Source organism: Virgibacillus sp. MSJ-26, assembly GCF_018918075.1.
In the GTDB taxonomy this organism is placed as follows: domain Bacteria; phylum Bacillota; class Bacilli; order Bacillales; family Amphibacillaceae; genus MSJ-26.
In genome coordinates this window covers 1-23,757 of sequence record NZ_JAHLPW010000007.1, presented here as the reverse complement: position 1 = coordinate 23,757, position 23,757 = coordinate 1, and the positions used below count along the sequence as shown (strand labels likewise).

The window sequence follows — 23,757 nt, the reverse complement described above, 5'->3', positions numbered from 1 at the left end:
GACTATCTCCTTTCTTGTTTAGTTTCAGTGAAAAAGCTAATTAATGGTTGAGAATTCATTATTTCATGAGCCGCTCCTCAGCAATTTTTTTCAAACGAAACTTCTGAACTTTGCCCGTGCTTGTCATGGGCCAGTCTGAGGACTCGACCATCCAGACGTGTCTCGGGATTTTAAACTTGGCTAATCGTTCGGCACACCAGTCGATGACGTCTTTTCGTTTTAAGCTTTTATCTTCTTTTACTTCGATGAAAGCTGCTCCAATTTCCGTGGTCATCTTATCATTCACTCCGATGACTTGCACTTCTTCAACTGCCGGATGATGAGAAATGATAATTTCAACTTCTCTTGGTGAAACAAGTTCTCCGGACACTTTATACATCTCTTTACTTCTGCCTAACATTTGAATATATCCATTTTCATCAATTCGACCGACATCCCCTGTCCTTAACCAGCCGTCTTTATCAATGACTTTTGACGTTTCCTCAGGTTTTTTATAATAGCCGTGTGTTACCGTGGCGCCTCTAACAACAAGCTCGCCAACCTCGCCCTCTGGTAAATCTTCATAAGTGTCACGGTCGATTGTTTTATATTGCACACTACTACCGTTAAACTCAGGCAGCCCGCTCACACCATTTAATTTAGGTCGGCCGACCCGGGAAGAGATACGTTCTAATGGATCACCAATTTCCGTTGTTACTCCAGATGAGACGACTTCTGTTTGACCGTATCCGGTGATCATTTCGGTTACTCCGAGGACGTCAATCGCTTTTTGCCAGACTGACACGGGAGCTGCAGCGGCTCCGCACCACATTGCAAAAAGATTAGATAAATCAAATTCCTCTACCCTCGGATGATTCAATAAAGGCATGAGGGTGGACGGCACGCAGAGATAATCATTTGCTTTATATTTCTCCATGAGTTCTAGTGATTTTAGTGGGGATGCGCCTAACGCGGAAATCACGCAACCACCGACAAATGACATAGCTAATATTGCTTCTACAATCGCAAAGCAATGATAGAATGGCAGTGGTGCAAATGTCACTCTACCTTCTTCAATCGCCCTGCTTAAGACGGTACCATATGCACACCTGAGGAGCATGTCATCAGTCAGCATCACCCCTTTTGGACTACCGGTGGAGCCTGATGTATACATAATAATGGCGACTTCATAGGGATAACGAGATAGCTCCCAGCGTGCGTTCAATTCAGAATCGGAAACTGCCTCTGCTCCTTTTAAGAAGGTCTCCCAAGTCAGGAATTGCTCATCTACTAGTTCCTTTACCTCGGTGTCAAAAGAGATAACTTCCTCAAGGTTACTTTGTTTCTGGAAAGAAGGAGTGGACAAAAGTTCTTTCACAGCTTTTCCATGCTGTTTATCTTTAACCTTTTCCTGTAAAATTAAATACTTTGTGTCTGACTGAGTTAAAATATATTCTATTTCTTCTTTAGTAAGCATGGAATTAATGGGAATAAATACAGCCCCAATCATGGACGTAGCAATCATGAAAGAAGGGAATGACGCATCGTTTTCCATTAAAATCGCAATATGATCACGGCGCTTTACTCCAAGCTGCATGAAGCTTTTTGCATAGTCGACTGCCTGATCCCAAATGTCTCCGTAACGATGTTCTTCACCGTTTATGTAAAGAAAAGGCTTGTCAGTATATGTTTTAGATGCTTTCTCGAAATGTCTGGCTACAGTATCACGGGACCAGACAGAAAAACGACTTTCTATGTTATTTCGTCTATCCTCAATGCTTTCTAATGAAAGTTTAGACAATGTAATCACCTCGTTAAAATATTAACTATCTATTCATTCATTCCATTTTTTAAAACAAAGGACGGCATTATGACCGCCAAAGCCGAATCCATTGGATAAGCCGATATTAATATTTCCTTCCACTGCTTCATTCGGAACGTAATCAAGGTCGCAATCCGGATCAGGATTATGCAAATTGATTGTTGGTGGAAAAATATTTTCATTCATACTTTTTAATGTAATAATACTTTCTACTCCACCGGCAGCTCCGAACAAATGACCAGTCATTGATTTGGTAGAGCTGACTTTTAGTTTGTAGGCGTGGTTACCAAAGGTGTCCTTAATGGCTTTTGTTTCAGATACATCCCCCGTTGGAGTGCTCGTTCCGTGAGCATTGATGTAATCAACATCCTCAGGCTGAATATTGGCTCGCTCAATCGCAAGTTGCATTGCTTTCTGTGCTCCATGGGGTGCGGGGTCTGTAATATGATAGGCATCTGTTGTACTTCCATAACCGATGATTTCACCTAGAATTTCAGCTCCACGACGTTTAGCATGTTCATACTCTTCAAGTAGTAATACGCCAGCACCTTCAGACATCACGAACCCATCTCGATCCCTGTTGAAAGGTTGTGATGCTTTTTCAGGATCATCATTATATGTAGACATGGCTCTCATTTTTGAAAAACCCGCAAAGTAAAATGGAGTAATCGTTGCCTCAGTACCACCCGCAAGCATAACATCTGAATAACCATGTGCGATGTTGTGGTAAGCCTCCCCGATGGCATGGTTACTTGTTGCACAAGCAGATGCAGGTGAAAAACTCGGTCCTTTAAATCCTGTTTTAATTGCAGTTAACCCGCTTGCCATATTGGTGATTGAAGCTGGCAGCATGAATGGAGACACGCGCTTAGCTCCTTTATTAAGCATAGTTTGATAGTTGTCAAGCATAGTTGTGAGCCCACCGGCACCTGATCCAATATAAACTCCCGCCCGGTCTTTATCTATTTTCTCTAGATTTACACGGGATTCGTTAATTGCCTGGACAGCTGCAGCGTAAGCATATTGGATAAATAAATCATATCGTCTCATTTCTTTAGAATTGAGATACATTTCACCTTGAAAGTCTTCAATATATCCTGCGATTTGCGTGTTAATTTCTTTGAAACCTTCAGAAGTTAGCCGCTTTATACCAGAATTCCCATGCTTAATATTTTCCCACAGTGTTTCTGTATCATGACCAAGTGGGGAAACAGTGCCTGTCCCAGTCACGACCACTCTTCGTTTCATATTGACAACCTCCTTTAAAAGAGTACTGTATTTATTTTACACGTTATCTTCTTTTTTGGCATGGATTCTGAATAGGCAGTGTCGTTTTGATGAATAAGACGGTTCATCATCTTAACTACTTATCCAGATGAAGAAAACTTTTATATTTTGATTTTTATCCTAAAAATACTTTCAGTGAAACACGGGCACTTTTGAAGTCTCATAACCCTGTCATCCGCTCTTAATGATTAGGTGAAAAGCAGTGCGAATGCGAAGCTCTGGAATGGACAAATAATGATTGACTCATTAATAACAAAATGATATCTTGGGTAGAAAGGTCATTCTATCTATAATTGGAGGATTGATGAATATATCACAGAAAAAAGAAGATATTTTAAATGCGGCAGAAAGATTATTTTATGAACATGGCTTCAGAGGCGTTGGTTTAAAACAAATTATTAGTGAGGCAAACGTCGCAAACATGACGCTGTATAATCATTTTTCATCTAAAGAACATTTAGTTGAAGAGGTTCTAAAGCAAAGAGAAGAAAGATATTGGTCATATCTAGATTATTTTGTACAAGGAGAAAACGATACACCGTTTCTTGTTGCAGTCGAAGCACATGGAAAATGGCTAGAGGAAGAATCATATAAAGGAGACATGTTTTTACGAGCTATTGAAGATTATGCAGGAACAAATAATGATATTGAAAATATCGCTCGTTCACATAAATCAAAATTACTAAGTTATTTTCAAGACCTAGCTAAACGAATTGATGAGGAAAACCATCAAGATTTAGCTTACTATTTTACGCTATTACTTGAAGGAGCCACTTCAATGACACCATTAATTGGACCAAAGGAAGCGACAGCATACGCAAAAGATATTGCAAAAAAGATTGTTTATTCTATATAATATTTTTTTAACCAAGGAATAGAAAGGTCGTTCTATATAATGGAGAGGGAGGACGAATGTCATGAGAATGTCAAGGTTGGTCTTTCCGGGGATTACGATGATTGCCGTTACTTATGGGCTGGCAAGATTCAGCTATGGTTTATTACTTCCAAATATTAGCCAAGATCTAGCCATGTCCCCATCGATTTCTGGCATCATTTCATCTCTTTTTTATTTATCCTATTGCTTTGCTATTGTTCTCTCCACCGTTTTGACAGTGGATAAGGGACCTCGAGTCATAGTTCTTATCGCTGGGGCTCTCGCGATTGTTGGATTAATCATCATGGGAGTGTCCCCTAATGTATGGGTGCTAGGCTTTGGTGTCCTATTAGCTGGTGCCAGTACAGGGTTTGCATCACCACCATATGGTACAGCGATTACGCTTTGGATTGAAAGTGACAAGCAAGGAAGCGCCAATACATGGATTAATTCTGGAACCAGCATTGGCCTTGTCCTATCAGGAATCGGTGCAATCCTTCTAGCATCATCATGGCGATTCACTTATTTGATATATGCCTTTATTGGATTGATTGCATTCATATGGAATGCAAAAGTGTTACCACGTGCCGAGGCTAACCAGCACGTCATTTTTAAAATGGGGAAATTATCCTTTAAAGGAGTGAGAGGTGCCACACTTTTAATTATCAGTTCCACCACGCTCGGAATATCGACTGCAGTATTTTGGACCTTTGCTATTGATTTTATAAAATCAACGGGTAATTATAGTAGTTGGCAGCTTCCTCTATTTTGGGTTATCCTTGGCATTTTTGGTTTATTAGGAGGGTTCTCTGGAAGACTTGTTAAACAATTCGGTCTTTCATTTACCTACAAGTGGGGATGCCTTATCATTAGTGCAGCTAGTTTCTTGCTTGCTTGGCATCCAGAACAATGGTCTATGTCTTATCTTTCGGCTGCATTATTCGGAATTTCATATATCTTTATCACAGGTTTGTTAATGGTTTGGGGAATTAGAGTATTTATGACGAATGCTTCGTTAGGCATTGGAACACCCTTTTTACTTCTGGCAATCGGGCAAGTGATCGGTTCTTTATTTGCCGGTGTGATTATTGACTTTGTCGGATTTGCTCCAACTTTTGTTATCTATGGATTTATGGGTATTATCTCAATAATGCTTGGCCCAAGAGAAGCCAAAAGTAAACCTGTTGATAAAATTAATTATGAACATTAATATTCTTATCACAATGAATACTAGATAAATTTAAAATATCAGTTGGGTTTAACTAGATTACTTTTAATGGTCACTTTAATCGAATAAAGGATTTTGTAACCCATTATCGGGTTAAGTTATAAACAGGGGGAAAAATATTATGTCAAACGAATTGAACAACAAAACAGCCATTGTTACTGGAGCTAGTAGTGGTATTGGGACTGCAATTGCTAAAGAACTTACTAAGGCAGGTGCCAATGTAGTCCTTGCAGCAAGAAATAAAGAAAAACTTGAAAACTTAGTTACAGAAATTGGTGAAAAAGATAAAATAATATGTGTCCAAACTGATGTGACAAAGCAACAAGATGTTGATTTTTTAGCAGAACGTGCAAGAGAAGCCTTTGGAAGTATAGATGTTTATGTGAATAATGCTGGGAAGATGGGGTCTAGTAGAGTCTTGGAAGGGGAAGTCTCTGACTGGGATCAAATGATTGATATCAATATTAAAGGTGTTTTGTATGGCATTCATTCAGTTTTACCAGCGATGCTTGAGAGAAAGAGTGGACACATTGTAAATATAGCCTCTGATTCAGGCTTTGAGGTTATTGAAAGACTTACGGTATATTGTGCCACAAAATTTGCCGTGCGCGCAATTTCCACTGGATTAGAAAAAGAACTCGCCAATACTGGTGTACGGGCCACCAACATTTCACCGGGAATGGTGGAAACTCCATTAAGCTCAAAAAGTCCTTTTGAATCTGATCGAAAAAAACTTGACCCAGCTGATATTGCAAAAGCAGTTATCTATGCTGTGACACAGCCGGACCATGTGAATGTGAATGAAATTACAGTGAGGCCAGTTTAACACTATTATTTTGTAACAATTAGTTTCGGTAGAATAGGTCTAACAGTAATAATAATAAGCCACAAGTAAAAACGCCCATACATATTGATGTATAGGCGTTTCATGTAGATGGAGCATAGCGGGCTTGAACCGCTGACCTCTTGCGTGCCACGCAAGCGCTCTCCCAACTGAGCTAATGCCCCGAAGGACTTACCAAAGAATATTATATAACCTTATAACTGATTTGGCAAGGGCAAAGTTTTTTTATAGTACTATCGAAATAAGGCAACTATTCTAAAAAGTATGACTAAATTATACGCCATTGACGATAGGGGGGATGAATCATAAAATGGCTATATCTCTACTTTTAAATTATAAATTGTCTAAATATTAGGGAAGGAAGTTTTACATCATGGCCAATATCAGCAAAGAAGAAATTTTGAAGAGTGTGCCGCAAAGAGGTTTTTTTGGACAACCTAAAGGTCTCTTTACATTATTTTTCACTGAATTTTGGGAGCGTTTTTCTTATTATGGCATGCGAGCTTTATTGTTATTTTATATGTATACAGAGGTCTCAGCAGGTGGTCTTGGAATAGACGATGGTACGGCAAAATCAATTATGGCTATCTATGGATCTCTTGTTTATATGTCAGGTATTATCGGAGGTTGGATAGCTGACAGGTTACTGGGGACTCAGCAGACCGTGTTTTACGGTGGTGTACTTATTATGCTAGGGCATATTGTTCTAGCCTTGCCATTAGGAGCTATAGCTTTATTTGTTTCGATGTTCTTGATTGTTATTGGAACTGGACTATTGAAGCCGAATGTGTCGAACGTTGTAGGGGATCTGTATAGTCCTCAAGATTTACGCCGTGATTCTGGCTTTAGTATTTTTTATATGGGTATTAATATGGGAGCCTTTATTGCTCCATTTATCGTGGGTACGCTTGGTCAAGAGTATAACTTTCATTTAGGTTTCGGTACAGCTGCTGTAGGAATGTTCTTAGGGTTGGTGATCTTTTTAATCACTCGTGGGAAATATTTGGGGCTTGCCGGGACATATGTTCCGAATCCGCTTCAAGGTGACGAAAAGAAAAAAGTTTACTCCCGATTTGTCATTGGTGGTATCATTATTGCGGTTATTGCTGCGATTACGATTCCAACAGGCATATTAACGATTAACGGCTTCACATATTTGGTTAGTATTCTAGGAATCATCATACCTACTTTATACTTTATCTTTATGTACCGTAGTCCGAAAACGAACGAAGATGAAAAGTCACGTTTGATAGCGTATATTCCATTATTCATTGCAGCAATTATGTTTTGGGCGATTGCTGAACAAGGTTCAATCATACTTGCTGAGTATGCGGATAAACGCACACAATTAAGTGCTTTTGGAATTAACCTGCAATCATCTTGGTTCCAGTCATTAAATCCTTTATTTATTATAACGTTATCACCCCTTTTTGCTGGACTTTGGTTGAAAATGGGCGAACGCCAACCAACCACGTCGAAAAAGTTCTCATATGGACTCTTTTTTGCAGGTCTGTCATTTCTAGTGATGATCATTCCTGCTATGCTTGGAGGTGTGGATACCTTAGTAAGTCCGATATGGCTTGTTTTTAGTTTCTTATTTGTAGTGATTGGGGAATTATGTTTATCTCCAGTGGGGTTATCAGCGACAACAAAATTAGCACCTAAAGCTTTTTCGGCCCAAACGATGAGTCTTTGGTTTTTATCAAATGCGTCTGCTCAAGCTATTAATGCGCAAATTGTAAAATTGTATAAACCTGAAACAGAAATTATATATTTTGGCGCCATTGGTGGGATATCCATTTTACTTGGATTAATGTTATACCTTCTATCACCTAAAATTCAAAGTTATATGAAAGGTGTTAGATAAAATAAGTTACTGTGATAGAGAGGATGGGACATAAGTATTTTAGTTAATGTAAAAGCGAACGTATTAAAGTATATTTCTTTTAATATACACTTTTAAAATCAGCGTAGGAAAAATACGTAGACTCCTGCAGGATGAAAAGCTTAGATGAGACCCCGCAGAGCGTAGCTCGAGGAGGCTCATCAGCGCCTGCGGAAAGCGAAGTATTTTTCCGAAGCGAATAACGCTCGCTTAAAATTGTTCGTCTTTTAATTACTAATACTTAGTTTTGTCCCAACCTCTTTTATTTTAAAAATGATCAATTGAAAGCTTTCTAGTATTTACATTTACTTGCTATATAAGCTATATTAATACATATAGTTATGAAGTAGGAAGGAGAGTGCTTTATGTGGCCGGAAGAAGATAGTCGGTTTCATATAGCTAATCGGGAAGCTTTGATTGGCGTTGGACTAGTGATTTTCAACTTCATCTGGTGGTATGGTTTTGCCTATGGGTTAGGCAGTCGTGATCCATCAGAGTATACATACATCTTTGGTTTGCCTGCATGGTTTTTTTATAGTTGTGTTTTAGGGTTTGTCGTGATGTCAATCTTGGTCACAGTAGTTGTTAAATTATTTTTTGTAGAAGTCTCTTTTGATGAGGAAGAAAAGAGGGATGACACATGAATTGGGAAGCACTAATACCTCTTATAGTATTTTTAATAGTTATCTTTGTTATTGGATTTTGGGCGAGTAAATATGTTGCCTCATCTAAATCTTTCTTAGAAGAGTACTTTCTTGGTGAACGCAGCTTAGGCGGCTTTGTCTTAGCGATGACCATGACAGCTACTTATGGAAGTGCGAGTAGTTTTTTAGGAGGACCTGGAGCTGCATATAATGAGGGACTTGCTTGGGTATTGCTTTCCATGACACAGGTTGCAACAGGTTATTTTATCTTAATGGTCCTTGGGAAAAAGTTTGCTATTGTTACGCGAAAATTTAAAGCGGTAACAATGGTAGATTTTTTAAAAGAACGTTACCAATCGAAGTGGGTCGTCTTGTTGTCAGCATTTAGTATTATTATCTTTTTATTTTCTGCTATGGCTGCCCAGTGGATTGGTGGCGCACGATTAATAGAATCATTGACAGGAATGTCTTATATTTCTGCCTTATTTATTTTTGCTATATCTGTGCTTGTTTATGTGACGATTGGTGGTTTTCGAGCTGTAGCTATTACAGATGCCATTCAAGGTTCGATCATGTTTATCGGAACTTTGATTCTATTAATCGCTGTCATTATTGCTGGCGGGGGCATTCCTAATATCATTTCCGATTTAACTGCGGAAAATCCTAATTTGATCACACCTTATGGGGCGGAGGGGACATTAACACCTCAATTTGTGTCGTCATTTTGGATTTTAGTTGGGGTAGGGGTTGTAGCGCTTCCGCAAATTGCTGTTCGAGCAATGTCCTATAAAAGTTCTAAATCGATGCATCGCGCTTTAATTATTGGAACGATTGTCGTTGGATTTATTATGTTGAATATGCATTTAATTGGGGTTTTTGCTAGACCTATTTTGCCAGGAATTGACGTTCCTGATAAAGTCATGCCACTTGTTGCTCTTGAAGTGATGCCGGCTTGGCTTGCGGGTATTGTTCTTGCTGCGCCAATGGCAGCGATTATGTCAACAGTGGATTCGTTGCTTTTACTAGTTAGTTCAGCAATAGTGAAAGACGTCTATATTAATTATTTGAAGCCCGACGCAAGTCATCACCAAATCAAGCGTTTAAGCATTGGTGTAACAGCATTTCTTGGAGTCATTGTTTTCTTACTCGCGTTAAACCCACCAGATCTAATTATTTGGCTGAACTTATTTGCATTCGGTGGTCTGGAAGCAGCCTTTATTTGGCCAATTGTTATGGGGTTATACTGGAGAAAAGGGAATAAATATGGAGCCTTGGCATCAATCGTGGCTGGAGTCGGGTTATATGTTTTGTCTGATACGTTTTATCCCGAGCCATTTGGACTGCACTCAGTTGTCCTACCAGTAGTGATAGCCTTTTTTGCCTATGTGCTCGTGAGCTTAGCAACACATCAACGGATTGACCATCCCGGGAAATTAACTTAATTAATATTTCAACTTTCGCTAATGAACCAACCATAAGAAAACCGGGATTATCAAGTTCACAAAATCTTTATTATTGTACAGTTGATATATAAAGCGTAGTAACTAGGTATAGGATTTTCTCATATCTTTAATGATGGGTAAGTGCTAGACCACGCTACGGAAATAAACACTACGCTTTCCGCGGGTGCTGCTGAGCCTCCTCGAGCTGTCGCTCTTGCGGGGTCTCACCTAGGCTTTTTCTCCCGCTGGAGTCTCCGTGTTTTTTCCTCCGCTAAAAAAGGATTACAAGATGTTATGACGGACTAATCCCGCGTATTAAGCATAATTATAAACGAAACTTTGTCTAATAGAGTCACTATGTTGTTTTTCTATAACTATTCGCCTTGCTTTCTAGTAATGCTAAGTCACAGCTTCCTTACGAGGAGTAAATTAAGTAGTACTCTCTCCGGGGAACTTCAGACACTTACTGAGCTGCAATTACTCGCCATTGAAAACCGTTTTTCTCGCGAGAGTCGAAAAACCTCCACCTCAAACTACCAAAATAATAATTTTCAATATATTGGAATCAGGAGTCTTTATCTAGCGAAGGAAATACATTGAGACTCCTAGGGGAGCTATGGTCTTCGGTGGGGCGAGCATTCACGCGCAGCCCCAGAGGCTTCGGTGAGACCCCGAAATGCGTTAGCATTCGGAGGCTCACCAGCCGCCCCTGGAAAGCGAAATGTATTTCCGTAGCGATGGTTTAATACTATTTTTCAAGTGGATAGAGAAATTCAGTCTAATGTCACTGCACATTATATATCTTTTGTGTATAAATAGTTATTTTTTAATGGTTCAACGGGTAATCATAGTTCAACTTTTTAGAAACACCCCCTTTAAATAGGTTGTGTCAAGAAGATGATTAGATGAACTGTAAGCTCATAGCCTGTTCGCTATTTAAGCTTATTCTATTGATGCGAAAGTTAAGTTAATACGGTATAGACAATATTATGATGTTACTTTTTAAAAACAAAATACGCCCTCCTCATTTAAAAGAGGAAGGCGTATTTTTATACATTAACTCAATTCTTTTTGTTTATTTGCAAATTGAATGAAATAGTCTAGGGCTTTTTCATTGCTGAGAGATCCCTTATTAACAACTTTATCCACATCTTTCCCCATAAGTATTTTCTTAACGGGTACTTCAAGTTTTTTCCCGTTCAAAGTTCGAGGAAGGTCAGGTACTTGATATATTTCATTTGGTGCGTGTCTTGGTGAACATTGTGTCCTAATTTGCTTAGTTATCTTTTTCTTTATAGAATCATCCAAGTCAGCGCCTTCCTTCATCATAACAAATAAAAATACAGAAGAATCTCCTTCTCCATCAGGAATGTCAACAATCAAACTATCAGACACTTCTTTTATATAGTCGACTGCTCGGTATATTTCACTTGTACCAATTCGGATGCCTCCGCGGTTAATTGTTGCGTCAGACCGACCATAAATAACACATGTACCACGGTTTGTTACTTTTAAATAATCACCATGACGCCAAATACCAGGGAAATCATCAAAATAACTTTCATGTAGACGTGTTCCATCTTCATCGCCCCAAAAGTAGATTGGCATGGAAGGGAAGGGCTCTGTTAAGACCAGTTCACCCACCTCATCTAATTCGGGTTTACCTTGATCATTAAAGCTTTCTATTTTAGCTCCAAGACCACGACACTGAAGCTCACCTGCATATACAGGAAGGATGGGAGCTCCTAAAATAAATGCTGTACATACATCAGTGCCCCCACTAGAAGATGCAATCCACAAGTCACTTTTCACATTGTCATAACACCACTGAAAGCCTTCAGGAGGAAGTGGAGATCCCGTTGAACTTATATTTTTTAAGTGGCTTAAGTCAAACTCATCTTTAGGGACGAGAGACTCATCTTTCATGCAAGCTGTAATATAGGTGGCACTTGTTCCAAAGACTGTCATTTTGGTTTCTTCTGCAAATTTCCATAAACTTTTCGGATCTGGATAGGCAGGATTTCCATCGTATAAAACAATTGTACTTCCGGTTAACAGACCGCCAACAAGGAAATTCCACATCATCCAACCTGTTGTTGTAAACCAGAAAAAGCGATCATCTTCTGATAGGTCTAAATGAAATGTTAAGGCCTTGAGATGTTCAATTAGAATTCCACCTTGGCTCTGGACAATTGGTTTTGGTTTACCTGTAGTCCCTGAAGAAAATAACACCCATAACGGATCATTAAACGGGACATGAACATACTCGAGTTCTGTTTGGTCACCAGGCTTGATGGCATCTTTCCATAACATAATCTGATCCAATTCCTTGAATGTTGCCTGCTCATCTCGATAAGGAATTCCAATTGTTGCTACAAGAGTCGGAAGCTCATCTTGTATCTTTTTAACAATAGGCAAGCGATCAAATTCCTTGCCGCCATAAAAATAGCCATCAACAGTAATAAGAACTTTAGGCTCAATTTGCTTAAAACGATCAATCACACTTTCGGTTCCGAAGTCTGGCGAAGCGCTTGACCAAATGGCTCCAAGGCTTGCTGTAGCAAGAAAGGCAACAATAGTTTCATAGATGTTTGCACTATATGCAACAACCCGATCTCCTTTTTCTATGCCCAAATTTTTTAATGTCTGCTGCATGCCGACAGTGTCTTTATATAATTCATTCCACGTTGTCTCCGTCGTCTTGCGATTTTCAGCAGCATGAATGATGGCTGTCTCTTGATTAACGAATTTTTTAAAAATATGTTCAGTATAATTAATGGTTGCCTCAGGGAACCATTCTGCGCCTGGCATTTCATGCGTCGTAAGAACGGTTTGATATGGATCTTTAGATTGAATATCAAAATACTGCCAAAGAGATTTCCAAAAGGATTCTACTTCATTAACAGACCATTCCCATAGGTCAGTAAAGTTGTCAATGTAAATTTGTTTATGATCTTTAAGCCATTTCATATAATCATAGAGAGCAGTCTGTACTTTGTCTTCCTCGGTTGGCTCCCATAATAATGTGCCTTCCTGTATCTTATTCATCTAAATCCTCCTGCAAACAATAATTGTATAACTACCATTATATGAAACCGTTTACTTTGTGTAAAGGTGAAAAAATACTTAAAGAACTGTCTGCAAATAAAATAACCTCTGTAACGTTATGCTACAGAGGCTAAATTGATTCGTGTATCCTTTAATCACATCTGCACTTATCCCTATTAATCACCAATCTAACAGAAAGATGATTTTATGTAGCGGGAGAGGATTGCCTTATTAGAGGGGATCATATTTAGCATACTGGATAAAAGAATTTTCTTCTTCAATCAATCCGCAAACACCACACTGCACCCGATAATCTGGGCCTTGATATTGTACGTGAAACAGGGCTGTCTCTTCATGTTTATAATCACCTGTAATTTCGCCGGTTTTTGGATCCACTTTTATCGGTTCAGCTATTTGTTTAATTAAGTTGAATCGTGAACGGTTAGTTTTGCAGTTGGGGCATAAATATTTATGACTCATATCGAACACCTCCATTCGTTAGTGTTTGATATGGTGGGTGATTTATACAAAGAAAAAGCTGCCCGCCCTAATTAAGAAAAAGTGATAAGTGGTTTAGGGCAGGCAAAGGCGGAAAGGTTATGAAAGCCAATCTTTAATTCGCGAAAAAAATTTTGACGATGTTTGCGATGACTCTTCTTTTTTATCAGGCAATTGATCCTCTTGTGTTTGAAAGTCAGCTAGATAAATTTTCTCTCGATCAACCGCTGTATCAAATGCTAGGACTGCACCGATATCAGTTTGGTTTTCTTCATTCGTTATGACAGTATAGTCAATTTTATGTTTAGCGGCTAATTTCTTTTCTTCAACCTGAAAACGATGTGCCACATGTCCGTTAAATATTAATTTAGCCTCAGGATACTCACGCATAAATTGATCTAGTTCCTTTAGACCTCTATCTTGCATCACTTCACCAATTTTAAGTGCCAAGATGACTCTTTCTCTTAGGGTACCTAAAAAGTAATCACGTTCAGCTTGTTTAGGTAAACGTGTTCCATGCATGCCTTCGGTGAGATAATCATCAATATTTTTGTTAGTCATAGAAATTCCTCACTTTATTTAATCTAATTTAATTGTACGAGGATAAGGTTGAATATGCAAAAAAATAGCGTTAATCCGAGTTAAAGAAAGAAGAAACTTTTGAATGATACCAAATGAATAAAAAGATCCGAACAGTTATCTCAATGGACTTTTTAAAAGATTCGAATCTGTTCGGATTAAATAACTTACTACTTATTTATTCCTAGCACGTCGATCTGCTTGGCGGCTTCTTTCTAGCGCTTTTTTATCATCCTCATCGGATAGCTCTGCTGATAATTCCACATCTACACCATCTGATAATTGATTTTTTGGAGTCTGTGCCATAAAGCGTTTCCCTCGTGACTTTTTGTGTTCATCTCTTCCCATCTTTTTCACCTCATTTCACTTAAGCTTAGCTTTTAGTATGTGGTGAAAGCTTTTAAAAATGTAAAAAGCAATCAAAAAGGGGAAGCCTTTTGGATTGCTTGTTGTTTAGGAAACTAAAATATTAAAATTTCTGTGGATACATTCATCTTGAAGTTGCCATGTCCAGCTCAGGGGCCCAGCCCCTCGAGGTCTTAAGCATTAAAACTGCGTGGCAAAAGCCACCACTACGTTTTTCTACTTAAGCTATTCGAGGCTAACCGGGCACCTGCGCTTTTGTTTAATTGTCATTGGTCACTTCTTTTTCTTCTTTGTTACCGTATGAGTAATCTGATGGTGTGACAGGCTCCCAGTCATCTGTTGGTGAGTAGAAACGGAGCAGGTCACCATTTAACATTTTATCTGAAAGCTCTAATTCTTTACGAACTGTATCTCGCATTTTTTCCATTTCTTCAGTTGGTTCTAATTTTTCACCCGTATCTGTGTCATAGAATGTTTCTTGTATCATGCTATAGTCAGGTGTAATAAAATCACCATTACGGAATGGCACAAAGTCTTTATGATCTTCGGAAAATAGATCCGTACCGAATTGGATATAATCTTGACCATGAACCCCTACTAAGTGAAGCAGTGTAGGCATAACGTCCATCTGTCCTGCGTATTCGTCTACAGTTCCTTTTCCTTCAACACCAGGTACTTTTATTAGTAAAGGCACGCGCTGTAGTTGTGCGTTTTTAAATGGCGTGATTTCTTCTCCAAGTAACTCTTCCATTGCACGGTTATGATTTGTTGATACGCCGTAGTGATCACCGTAGATTAAAATAACGGAATCATCATATAGGCCATCGTCTTTTAAGTCTTGGATAAATTGTTCTAAAGCTTCATCTAAATAACGCGCCGTCTGGAAATATCTATCTACTGAGCCATCGCCTGTTTCAGCTGGATCAATGGTAGTATCATCATCATCGATTAAGTAAGGATGATGGTGTGTCAGTGTCATCAAGTGTGCATAAAATGGTTCATCCATTGATTCAAGTAAGGGTACGGATTCTTCAAAAAATGGTTTGTCTTTTAAACCATAATTAATAACTTTATCAGGACTCATATCATAGTAACTTGCATCAAAGTACTGATCAATACCTAACTTTTTATACATCTCATCGCGGTTCCAAAATGATTTATCATCACCGTGGAATACTGCTGATGTATAGTCTTTTTCTTGGTGCATGATCGCCGGTAATGATTGATACGTGTTATTACTTCTAGTCATGAAAGCTGCACCTTGTGGTGTTCCATATATCGAGTTATCCAAAATAAGTTCAGCATCAGCTGTTTTACCTTGCTCGGTTTGATGGAAGAAGTTTTCAAAATACGTATAATCTTCATCTTGATCATGTACAAGAGAGTTTAAGAAAGGTGTTACTTCTTCACCATGAAGCTCGTAGTCTATTAAGAAAGTTTGAAAGGATTCAAGGTGAATTTTAATTATATTCTTATCCTCCGCTATACCAAACATTTCTGGATCTGGTTCTGCAAATTTATTTTTAGTATAGTTTTCAACTACAGTAATATCACTGCTATCAGCTAAAACACGTTGTGACGATGTTTTGATGTTTTGAACAGCATCATAAACTGCAAAGTTGTAAGCACCTAAATATTTAACAATATAGTTTCGGTCAAATGTTCTCTTTAGTAGTTGTGGGCGATCTGCTTCAGCTAGTCCAAGATTAACTGTGAAAGCAATAACACCAGCCATTAAAACAAATAGAGGTTTTCTGATTTGTAAACGGGATAATGACCAATCTTTTCTAGAGACAACATAAAGAGCAATCAGTATGACAATGTCTAGTGCGAAAAACAGGTCAGTCCAAGTCACCAAACTAGCGATGCTTCCACCTAGACTTCCAAAGTTATTCGTCTGTGTTAGAGTTGGTAGTGTTATATAATCCGAATTTGCTCGGAAGAAAACGACTTGAGCATAAAGGAAAATACTCATCAATGATTGAATGACTATGACCCAAATTCCTGCACGCCTTCCCCGGGCAAAAAGAGCAATCCCTAGAAAGATTAACGCAGAGCTTAAAGGATTAAAGAATAATAGAAATTGTTGTATAGTATTTGAAACATCTAAATTAAATTCGGTAAGATAAATTACATACGATTTCAGCCAAAGTAGAATAACTGCTATGAAAAAGAAGTTCATTTTTGACACTTTTATATTTTTCATATATGTCACCTCATTTTTTCTTGCAAAAACTTATTATAATTGATATGAGTCAAAAAAGCAACTTTAAAAAGCGAAAATAAAAGTAGTGACTATTGAACTATGGATAGTTAAGAATGTGGCCATTACAAACTTTTAAAAATTATCACCTTGTAATCATATCTATTTCTACAATAATTACCATTCTTTCTAACTACTTGAATTGCTCGCCACTTGCATTCTATTAACTACCCTATATCCCTAATGACGAAATCTAAACTAAATTCTTCAAAGAGCTGAATTACATCCTGTCAATATAAGGGGTTTATGTTAAAATGAATTTTGTGTTTTAAAAAGGTAGTCTTAACTAAGTACAAGCGTATAACAATTTGATATCACGGTCTGTGATGATTGATAAGGTTTCTAATGAAGGGAAAGAAGAGGAATGGTCAACAAGATATTTAAAAACAAAAGTGTTAAAGATTATGTATATATTATTATTGGTGCGACACTGGTCGGTCTTGGCTATAATATTTTCTTGCTGCCCGCAAAGATTGCTGCAGGTGGTTTATCAGGTGTAAGTACCATCTTATTTGAATTATATGAATGGAGTCCAGCTTATACACAAGTTATTATGAATATCCCTATTTTTATTGTAGGCTGGATAACATTAGGAAAAGAATTTAGCGGTCGAACAATTCTAGGTACATTTTGGGTACCGTTTGTCATTTGGTTGAGCAAAGACATTCCAATTACTGTTACAAATCCATTGTTAGGCTCTTTGTATGGAGGAATTATACTCGGTATTGGTCTTGGCATTGTATATAAAGGAAATGGATCAACCGGTGGCACTGCAGCAATAGCACAAATCGTTAAGAAATTCACCAACCTTTCAAGTGGTTATTCCCAATTAATTGTCGACGGAATTGTAGTCACATCTTCATTAATCGTATTTAATTTAGAATTAACTTTATTTGCCTTAGCGGCTATCTATATAACAAGTAAAGCCATTGACGCTGTTCAGTTACGGACTTCAGCAACTAAGTTAGTTATGATTATTACAAATAAAGAGGAAAGAATTCAATCACTTATTAAAGATGGTATAGATCGTGGATTGACAAAAGTAAGGTCAGTTGGGGGCTATACCAATCAAAGCCAAACAATGATTCTTTGTGTTGCAGAAAAGCAAGAAGCATTTTTCTTGAGAAAAATATTGCAAGAGGAAGAACCAAATGCTTTTGTGATTTTCCTTGATGCTTCAGATATATTAGGACGTGGGTTTTCATTAGAAAAGTATTATGGTCAAAAGCTCTAACAATCAAAAAAACATAAAAAAAGCTGTCAAACCGACAGCTTTTTTATGAAAATATTAATACTTAATTAAAAACATTCATATAATAATAGTGGGCCTAGTCTTGCTTATCTTGATATTCAATTCAAAGCATTGGTATGATGGGATTGACGGCGATTTTATATGTCTTTTACATTTAATAACATACTACATAGTTCACCAAAACAAAATACTTCTACAAATTTCTTCGGGTAAAAAACACATCTAAGGGAATAATCCAAAAGAGACCTATTAATAACTAAATGTTACCTACACTATTATCAAAATTCCGAAATACTTATTATCATTTTAATCGAATCAATATCATGAGTAAGTGTTACATGGAAATCAATGATGTTACTTAATGATTATGAAATTGACTCAATCATAAACAAAACCTTTCATTGAGGAGGGAGATATTTTTTCATTAGCCAATTTTAATAAGGCAAGTAATGAAGATTATATTTTAATGGGAGGAGATAACGTAATGGCCTTAAATATTACACAAAAGATAATCAAGGATCATCTTGTTTCTGGGGAAATGCAACCTGGTACAGAAATTGGTTTGAAAATTGATCAGACATTAACTCAAGATGCGACAGGTACTTTAGTGATGTTGGAATTAGAAGCGATGGGACTGGACAGGGCAAAGACGGAAGCCTCAGCCCAGTATGTTGACCATAATCTTATACAAGAAGATAGTAAAAACCCAGACGATCATTTGTTTTTATACAGTGCAACGAGAAGGTTCGGCCTGTACCATAGTCGACCGGGCAACGGCGTCAGTCACCCTGTTCATATGCAGCATTTAGCAAAACCGGGAAAAACGTTACTGGGATCTGACAGCCATACGTGTGCAAATGGGTGTATGGGGATGTTAGCCATGGGAGCAGGTGGAATAGATGTTGCTTTAGCAATTGCAGGAGAGCCCTTTTTTGTCAAAATGCCTCAAGTATGGGGAATTAAATTAACTGGCGAACTCCCTGATTGGGTTAGTGCAAAAGACGTCATTTTAGAATTATTAAGGAAATATGATGTTAAGGGTGGTGTTGGAAAAGTCATTGAATACTATGGTCCAGGAGTAGAGACTTTAAGTGCAATGGATCGCCATGTGATTGCTAATATGGGTGCTGAACTCGGTGCAACAGGGACAGTATTCCCTTCTGATAAAGAGATTAAGAAATTCTTGAAATCTCAAGGAAGAGAAGATGACTGGATAGAACTTAAGGCAGATAAGGGTGCAACCTATGATATTGAAGAAGAATTAAACTTATCACAGATTGAACCGCTTATTGCGAAGCCTTCTAGCCCGGGAAATGTTGTTCCAGTTACAGAAGTGGAAGGCACACCTATTTATCAATCCTATATTGGGTCATCTGCTAATCCTGGATTCCGAGATTTTGCAGTAGCAGCAGAAATTGTTGATAGTGAACGGGTTGCAGATGGGGTTTCTTTTGATATTAATCCAACATCTAAGCAAATGCTGACTGATCTTGTAAAAGAGAGCCATATAGCTAGTCTACTGTCAGCAGGTGCTCGCATGCACCAGGCTGGATGTAACGGGTGTATCGGTATGGGGCAGGCGCCAGCATCAGGTAAAAATAGCCTAAGAACAACCCCGAGAAATTTCCCAGGACGTTCAGGAACAAAGGAAGATAGTGTTTTTTTATGTAGTCCCGAAACTGCAGCAGCTTCTGCATTAACAGGAAAGATTACTGATCCAAGAACGTTGAACATGAAGTATCCAAAACTAGAAGATCCTAAGCAACCAACAATTGACGCCAATTTATTGGATAAACCTTTACCATATGAAGAAGCAAAAGAGGTAAAATTAGAGAAAGGACCTAATATTGCCTCCATCCCGACGATGGATGATTTACCGGATTCAGTTGAGATTCCTGTTTTACTGAAAATGGGAGATAATATTTCGACAGATGAAATCCTAGCAGGTGGAGCGCGGGTCCTACCATATCGTAGTAATCTGCCTGAGATAAGTAAATTTACATTTGAAATTGTGGATGAGACATATTATACCCGGGGTAGGGAAACAGTAGAAGAAGGAGGCCATGCTGTAGTTGCGGGAAATAACTATGGGCAAGGATCAAGCCGCGAACACGCAGCTTTAGCGCCTCGCTATCTTGGACTTAGAGTCGCACTCGTTAAAGACTTTGCCCGTATACATTGGCAGAACCTTGTTAACTTTGGCGTGTTACCTTTGACCTTTGTTCACGAAGAAGATTATGGTTTGCTTGAACAAGGTGACGTATTAGAAATTAATAACCTAAGGGAAAATGTGAGGAAAGCTAAGCCATTTAATATTGCGGTCAAAGGAAAAAATGAAAAAATTAACGTTGAACATGCTTTATCTGAAAGGCAAATTGATATCATGCTCAAAGGCGGTATTATTAACTGGGTAAAAGACCGGACATAATATCTAATAAAAGGAGAAAGTAGTCATGGCAGAAAAAACTGATCGCTGTAAAGCCTGTGATGGAACAGGTATGTTAGCTGACGACGAAGGATGGCAGTATGAGTGTAGCGTATGTCACGGCGACGGCATCCATAAAACTGTAAATACCAAAGTCATGTCTGTTGATGAAAACAATCGTTTGTTAGATTAAATGCGACTAATGAACTCACAGATCAAACAAAAATCAAAAAAATGCCTTGTCTCGGATAACTATCTATTATCGATAGTTCAGAGACAAGGTTCTTTGTTTTTAAGTTAACCGGATACAATACTTTTTGTGGGTGATTCTCTGAAACTCCATGAAATCACTTTGCAAGATGCGAAAGGCGTCATATCATCTCTGGAATAAGAATTAAAGTCGGCAGTCGTTCTAGGTTCGATAATCACATTATCCTCCCAGGAATTCAGAGCGAGCGCAATTCCAGGTACGTTAACCCCTTAATCCCCCCTGGAATAAACAGTGAGTGCATTCCAGGTACGCTAGCTCACTTATCCTCCCTAGAATTCACAGTAGGTGTTATTCCAGGTACGCTAGCCCTTCCTAATCGACATTTTAATTTTTCTTTCCTAACATAAAAAAAGTCAGGTGCGCCTTCTAAGCTGCCTGACTTCTTCTATTTTCGGAACCTTTTTAGTTCATACTTTTAACTTTAGTGGAACATCTGACCGCCGCCTTGAACCGGTGAAAATGAATTCATATAATTTTGCATATCTTGTTGGTTCAGCTGCGGCACTTGATAATACTGGTGCTTGTTTTGGTATAGGAACAGTTCGTAACCCATCTCAATGATATTTGGAATGCTATCAGCGAATACTCTTCTTAATACAGGGTTTGTTGCTTCTAACGCCACAGTTGTAAATGTGGTAGCACAAGACTTTATGTTCCCCATCATAAAACCTGTAATACACTCATCATTAATTTCATTAACAGACTGTGCTGGTGATTTAGGTTGAGAAGGTTTCATACCGTAAACGACATTATTACTTTCATTCATTTCATACGTTTGAGTCGGTGTGTTAGGATCTTGGCCGGACTGCAACGTATCAACTATCGTGTTATAAATCTGTGTTTTAAAAGCTTTATGACGTTTGGACATTGCTTTTAATTCGGGGTCTTGGATATGTTGCTCATAGAGCAGGGACTGTTCCATTGATCCAACGAGTCCACCAATCGCACTATGCGCTTCAATCAATTCATGAGCACCATGATTCATTTGAGGTGACATTTGACTTGATTGTTGAAAATTTTGTTGTGGTTGCTGGTTTTGCATCGGAATTTCCTCCTTGTTAAGTGATCATGGTTATTTTGAGCGTAAAGGCATAAAATATACGTTAATAACTGTTGAGTGAAAGGGCTTTATGTGATATTCTGAACAATGATATTTTTGTTTATTAATATTTAAGTAAACATGCTTCATACGGATACAGGAGGTTGTCTGAATGACTGAAAAACCGTCAAATGAAACAACTAGCAAAAACATTGAAGTTTGGGAAGATGTAGTTAATATTCGAGATTTGATTTTTAGTTTGATCATCAGTAGTGTGACAACACTTGGTGGATATTTAATTGCTCCAAACGATGCGTCCAAACCACTTATTTTTGGACTGATTGGGGCAGTGATAGGATTTGTAATTTGTAGCGTACTGTTTAAACCAAAACGAACATTTGAGTACATAGATGAAGAGGAGCAATAAACCATGGATATCATGTTGATAATGGAAATGATTATAGCAGCTGTATTAGCAGCTGTATTATATACTTTAATTGGGATTGCTCCAGGTACAGATGAAACAGCGGTTCTCGCTCCTGTTACATTAGTACTTGTTATGATGGGATTTAAACCAGTAGTCATTTTATCTTTCTTTATATCAGCCATTGTTGCAAAAAAATTGACAGATTCAATCCCTGTAGCTGTTGCTGGTATCCCAGGCGGTGTAATGTCTGCACCTATGGTCGATCATGCTATGGTTTTAAAAAAATATGGCATGCCGGATGTCAGTATTAGAAAAATGGCGTCAGGTTCAGTCATCGGGACATTAATAGGTGTACCATTAAGTCTTCTTTTGGCAGGCTTAATCGCGCCTTGGGGAGGTCATATTACACAATATTCAGATCAGATATTTTTTGGTGGAGCGCTATTTTTAGCTTTTATGACAAAGAATAGATGGCTTGCCCTTATTGCTATTGTCCCTTTTGCCTTATTAATTCAAAGTCTCAGGCATTTGTATTGGGGACTTGGAGTGGTACCTGAAGATACGACGGTGTTTACATCCTTTTTCTTAGGAATAACGATTGGACCAGTTATTTTAAAGCTTTTTGAATTGTTGAATGTTGATATACGAAATGCTTTACCACACCAAGATAAGAAGGAAATTAAAGTTAAACGGAGAGCAGGAGAAAAAGGGTTTCCCAATCCTTTTAAAATATTGGATAAAAAAGAAATTGGAACTACTTCACTAGCATCGTCTTTAGGTGTCCTGACTTTTTTTATGAGTCCAGTCGGGATGACAATCTTTCTAGGGGAAACTTTAACAAGTCGTATTAAAGATCCAGTGAAAAAGGCAGCACGAGCCATCTCAAGTATGGACGGGTTAACAAACTCAGCTTATTTGGCAGGTGTCTTAGTGCCTTTAATTGCTTTAGGTGTCCCACTTTCTCCAACAGCACTAGGGCCAGGAATTGCTTTGTTCAACGCACCCCCTGTCTTTACTGAAGAGCATAATTTACATCATATTTTATCAACTGGTGATTTTATCATTGCGACAGTCATTGGCGCAGCTGTAGCTATAAGCTTGACCTATTATGTAACAATAAAGTATTCCCAACAAATTTGTGCGTTCGTCTTTAAATACATTCCGCATGAGGCAATGCTAGGTCTGTTCTTTGGACTCGTATTGATGCTCGCTTATATGGATGCAGGTTGGATTAATATTGGTGGTGTTTTATTAGTTGGTCTCGTTGCCGGTGTGCTTCACCGCTGGGGCGTGAACTATGGTGTGTTGTTTATGACGTTATATGCCGCACCATGGCTAGTAACAAAATTATTTTAAAAAAATTTATGCTATTTCGAGGCTGGGACAAAACTCAGCTAAATAGCGAAAAAGGAATTCAGTATACTGGATTCCTTTTTCGCTTTAGATTTAAAATAATTGATTATTCTGCTAATAATTAGTAAACAAAAAGAGCACCTTCTGGTAAGATAAAAGTGACCAAACCATTACTCACCGGAGGTGCTCTTATGTTTAAACATTATACCATGAATCAAGTGATTTTGCCTT

19 protein-coding genes and 1 tRNA gene are annotated in these 23,757 nt (G+C 38.2%); 11 read left to right on the top strand and 9 right to left on the bottom strand.

The window, feature by feature from the left end; genetic code table 11:
- Positions 1 to 58: 58 nt before the first annotated feature.
- Entirely contained in the window at positions 59 to 1,780 is a 1,722-nt protein-coding gene (locus tag KQI49_RS08150) for a class I adenylate-forming enzyme family protein (RefSeq protein ID WP_253286733.1), read from the bottom strand.
- Positions 1,781 to 1,813: 33 nt separating this feature from the next.
- On the bottom strand, positions 1,814 to 3,049 hold the full coding sequence (gene fabF / locus KQI49_RS08145; RefSeq protein ID WP_216487896.1) for a beta-ketoacyl-ACP synthase II: 1,236 nt from the start codon (positions 3,047 to 3,049) through the stop codon (positions 1,814 to 1,816).
- 343 nt (positions 3,050 to 3,392) lie between these two features.
- Between fabF and KQI49_RS08140 the strand changes: the two genes are divergently transcribed.
- The 3 genes from KQI49_RS08140 to KQI49_RS08130 all read left to right on the top strand — a co-directional run bounded on the left by KQI49_RS08140 (position 3,393) and on the right by KQI49_RS08130 (position 6,016).
- Positions 3,393 to 3,944 carry a TetR/AcrR family transcriptional regulator gene (locus KQI49_RS08140; RefSeq protein ID WP_216487894.1) on the top strand — a complete coding sequence of 184 codons (552 nt, stop codon included), beginning with the start codon at positions 3,393 to 3,395 and terminating at the stop codon, positions 3,942 to 3,944.
- A gap of 61 nt (positions 3,945 to 4,005) precedes the next feature.
- Positions 4,006 to 5,172: an MFS transporter gene (locus KQI49_RS08135; RefSeq protein ID WP_216487892.1), complete on the top strand. Its 1,167-nt coding sequence runs from the start codon at positions 4,006 to 4,008 to the stop codon at positions 5,170 to 5,172.
- Between the two features lie 139 nt (positions 5,173 to 5,311).
- Complete coding sequence (locus KQI49_RS08130) at positions 5,312 to 6,016, top strand: SDR family oxidoreductase (RefSeq protein WP_216487891.1); 705 nt, start codon at positions 5,312 to 5,314, stop codon at positions 6,014 to 6,016.
- Between the two features lie 109 nt (positions 6,017 to 6,125).
- Here KQI49_RS08130 and KQI49_RS08125 read toward each other — a convergent pair.
- Positions 6,126 to 6,198: transfer RNA gene (locus KQI49_RS08125), tRNA-Ala, on the bottom strand.
- A 209-nt stretch (positions 6,199 to 6,407) separates the two neighbouring features.
- Here KQI49_RS08125 and KQI49_RS08120 point away from each other — a divergent pair.
- The 3 genes from KQI49_RS08120 to panF all read left to right on the top strand — a co-directional run bounded on the left by KQI49_RS08120 (position 6,408) and on the right by panF (position 10,005).
- Positions 6,408 to 7,901, top strand: a complete 1,494-nt coding sequence (locus KQI49_RS08120; protein ID WP_216487890.1) for a peptide MFS transporter — start codon at positions 6,408 to 6,410, stop codon at positions 7,899 to 7,901.
- Between the two features lie 383 nt (positions 7,902 to 8,284).
- Positions 8,285 to 8,563 (top strand): YhdT family protein, encoded by a 279-nt coding sequence (locus tag KQI49_RS08115; protein WP_216487888.1) that lies wholly within the window; start codon positions 8,285 to 8,287, stop codon positions 8,561 to 8,563.
- A complete protein-coding gene (panF, locus tag KQI49_RS08110) occupies positions 8,560 to 10,005 on the top strand; it encodes a sodium/pantothenate symporter (RefSeq protein ID WP_216487886.1) in 1,446 nt (481 codons plus the stop codon). Before KQI49_RS08115 ends, panF begins: the two co-directional genes overlap by 4 nt.
- A gap of 1,056 nt (positions 10,006 to 11,061) precedes the next feature.
- Here the strand turns inward: panF and KQI49_RS08105 are convergent.
- The 5 genes from KQI49_RS08105 to ltaS all read right to left on the bottom strand — a co-directional run bounded on the left by KQI49_RS08105 (position 11,062) and on the right by ltaS (position 16,702).
- Complete coding sequence (locus KQI49_RS08105) at positions 11,062 to 13,053, bottom strand: acetoacetate--CoA ligase (protein ID WP_216487884.1); 1,992 nt, start codon at positions 13,051 to 13,053, stop codon at positions 11,062 to 11,064.
- 231 nt (positions 13,054 to 13,284) lie between these two features.
- Positions 13,285 to 13,533: a DNA alkylation repair protein gene (locus KQI49_RS08100; RefSeq protein ID WP_216487882.1), complete on the bottom strand. Its 249-nt coding sequence runs from the start codon at positions 13,531 to 13,533 to the stop codon at positions 13,285 to 13,287.
- Positions 13,534 to 13,650: 117 nt separating this feature from the next.
- Entirely contained in the window at positions 13,651 to 14,112 is a 462-nt protein-coding gene (locus KQI49_RS08095) for a YueI family protein (protein WP_216487880.1), read from the bottom strand.
- A 192-nt stretch (positions 14,113 to 14,304) separates the two neighbouring features.
- The gene (locus tag KQI49_RS08090; RefSeq protein ID WP_216487879.1) at positions 14,305 to 14,478 is read right to left on the bottom strand and encodes a YfhD family protein; all 174 of its coding nucleotides are present in this window, start codon (positions 14,476 to 14,478) and stop codon (positions 14,305 to 14,307) included.
- A 277-nt stretch (positions 14,479 to 14,755) separates the two neighbouring features.
- Positions 14,756 to 16,702 (bottom strand): lipoteichoic acid synthase, encoded by a 1,947-nt coding sequence (ltaS, locus tag KQI49_RS08085; protein ID WP_216487877.1) that lies wholly within the window; start codon positions 16,700 to 16,702, stop codon positions 14,756 to 14,758.
- A gap of 421 nt (positions 16,703 to 17,123) precedes the next feature.
- On the opposite strand from ltaS, the gene KQI49_RS08080 reads away from it, so the two are divergent.
- The 3 genes from KQI49_RS08080 (at position 17,124) to KQI49_RS08070 (ending at position 20,629) form a co-directional block, all read left to right on the top strand.
- Positions 17,124 to 17,993, top strand: a complete 870-nt coding sequence (locus KQI49_RS08080; RefSeq protein WP_216487876.1) for a YitT family protein — start codon at positions 17,124 to 17,126, stop codon at positions 17,991 to 17,993.
- Positions 17,994 to 18,495: 502 nt separating this feature from the next.
- Complete coding sequence (locus tag KQI49_RS08075; RefSeq protein WP_216487874.1) at positions 18,496 to 20,439, top strand: aconitate hydratase; 1,944 nt, start codon at positions 18,496 to 18,498, stop codon at positions 20,437 to 20,439.
- A gap of 25 nt (positions 20,440 to 20,464) precedes the next feature.
- Positions 20,465 to 20,629 carry a hypothetical protein gene (locus KQI49_RS08070; RefSeq protein WP_216487872.1) on the top strand — a complete coding sequence of 55 codons (165 nt, stop codon included), beginning with the start codon at positions 20,465 to 20,467 and terminating at the stop codon, positions 20,627 to 20,629.
- 499 nt (positions 20,630 to 21,128) lie between these two features.
- Here KQI49_RS08070 and KQI49_RS08065 read toward each other — a convergent pair whose 3' ends face one another.
- The gene (locus KQI49_RS08065; RefSeq protein ID WP_216487871.1) at positions 21,129 to 21,749 is read right to left on the bottom strand and encodes a spore coat protein; all 621 of its coding nucleotides are present in this window, start codon (positions 21,747 to 21,749) and stop codon (positions 21,129 to 21,131) included.
- Positions 21,750 to 21,918: 169 nt separating this feature from the next.
- Between KQI49_RS08065 and KQI49_RS08060 the strand changes: the two genes are divergently transcribed.
- Both KQI49_RS08060 and KQI49_RS08055 read left to right on the top strand, forming a co-directional pair.
- Positions 21,919 to 22,173: a hypothetical protein gene (locus KQI49_RS08060; RefSeq protein ID WP_216487869.1), complete on the top strand. Its 255-nt coding sequence runs from the start codon at positions 21,919 to 21,921 to the stop codon at positions 22,171 to 22,173.
- Positions 22,174 to 22,176: 3 nt separating this feature from the next.
- The gene (locus tag KQI49_RS08055) at positions 22,177 to 23,529 is read left to right on the top strand and encodes a tripartite tricarboxylate transporter permease (protein ID WP_216487868.1); all 1,353 of its coding nucleotides are present in this window, start codon (positions 22,177 to 22,179) and stop codon (positions 23,527 to 23,529) included.
- Positions 23,530 to 23,757: the final 228 nt, after the last annotated feature.

Excerpts from the sequence above, each read along its gene's own strand:
- fabF (WP_216487896.1), bottom strand. The coding sequence starts at position 3,049 with ATGAAACGAAGAGTGGTCGTGACTGGGACAGGCACTGTTTCCCCACTT.
- KQI49_RS08140 (WP_216487894.1), top strand. The coding sequence starts at position 3,393 with ATGAATATATCACAGAAAAAAGAAGATATTTTAAATGCGGCAGAAAGA.
- KQI49_RS08135 (WP_216487892.1), top strand. The coding sequence starts at position 4,006 with ATGAGAATGTCAAGGTTGGTCTTTCCGGGGATTACGATGATTGCCGTT.
- KQI49_RS08130 (WP_216487891.1), top strand. The coding sequence starts at position 5,312 with ATGTCAAACGAATTGAACAACAAAACAGCCATTGTTACTGGAGCTAGT.
- KQI49_RS08120 (WP_216487890.1), top strand. The coding sequence starts at position 6,408 with ATGGCCAATATCAGCAAAGAAGAAATTTTGAAGAGTGTGCCGCAAAGA.
- KQI49_RS08115 (WP_216487888.1), top strand. The coding sequence starts at position 8,285 with ATGTGGCCGGAAGAAGATAGTCGGTTTCATATAGCTAATCGGGAAGCT.
- panF (WP_216487886.1), top strand. The coding sequence starts at position 8,560 with ATGAATTGGGAAGCACTAATACCTCTTATAGTATTTTTAATAGTTATC.
- KQI49_RS08105 (WP_216487884.1), bottom strand. The coding sequence starts at position 13,053 with ATGAATAAGATACAGGAAGGCACATTATTATGGGAGCCAACCGAGGAA.
- KQI49_RS08100 (WP_216487882.1), bottom strand. The coding sequence starts at position 13,533 with ATGAGTCATAAATATTTATGCCCCAACTGCAAAACTAACCGTTCACGA.
- KQI49_RS08095 (WP_216487880.1), bottom strand. The coding sequence starts at position 14,112 with ATGACTAACAAAAATATTGATGATTATCTCACCGAAGGCATGCATGGA.
- KQI49_RS08090 (WP_216487879.1), bottom strand. The coding sequence starts at position 14,478 with ATGGGAAGAGATGAACACAAAAAGTCACGAGGGAAACGCTTTATGGCA.
- ltaS (WP_216487877.1), bottom strand. The coding sequence starts at position 16,702 with ATGAAAAATATAAAAGTGTCAAAAATGAACTTCTTTTTCATAGCAGTT.
- KQI49_RS08080 (WP_216487876.1), top strand. The coding sequence starts at position 17,124 with ATGGTCAACAAGATATTTAAAAACAAAAGTGTTAAAGATTATGTATAT.
- KQI49_RS08075 (WP_216487874.1), top strand. The coding sequence starts at position 18,496 with ATGGCCTTAAATATTACACAAAAGATAATCAAGGATCATCTTGTTTCT.
- KQI49_RS08070 (WP_216487872.1), top strand. The coding sequence starts at position 20,465 with ATGGCAGAAAAAACTGATCGCTGTAAAGCCTGTGATGGAACAGGTATG.
- KQI49_RS08065 (WP_216487871.1), bottom strand. The coding sequence starts at position 21,749 with ATGCAAAACCAGCAACCACAACAAAATTTTCAACAATCAAGTCAAATG.
- KQI49_RS08060 (WP_216487869.1), top strand. The coding sequence starts at position 21,919 with ATGACTGAAAAACCGTCAAATGAAACAACTAGCAAAAACATTGAAGTT.
- KQI49_RS08055 (WP_216487868.1), top strand. The coding sequence starts at position 22,177 with ATGGATATCATGTTGATAATGGAAATGATTATAGCAGCTGTATTAGCA.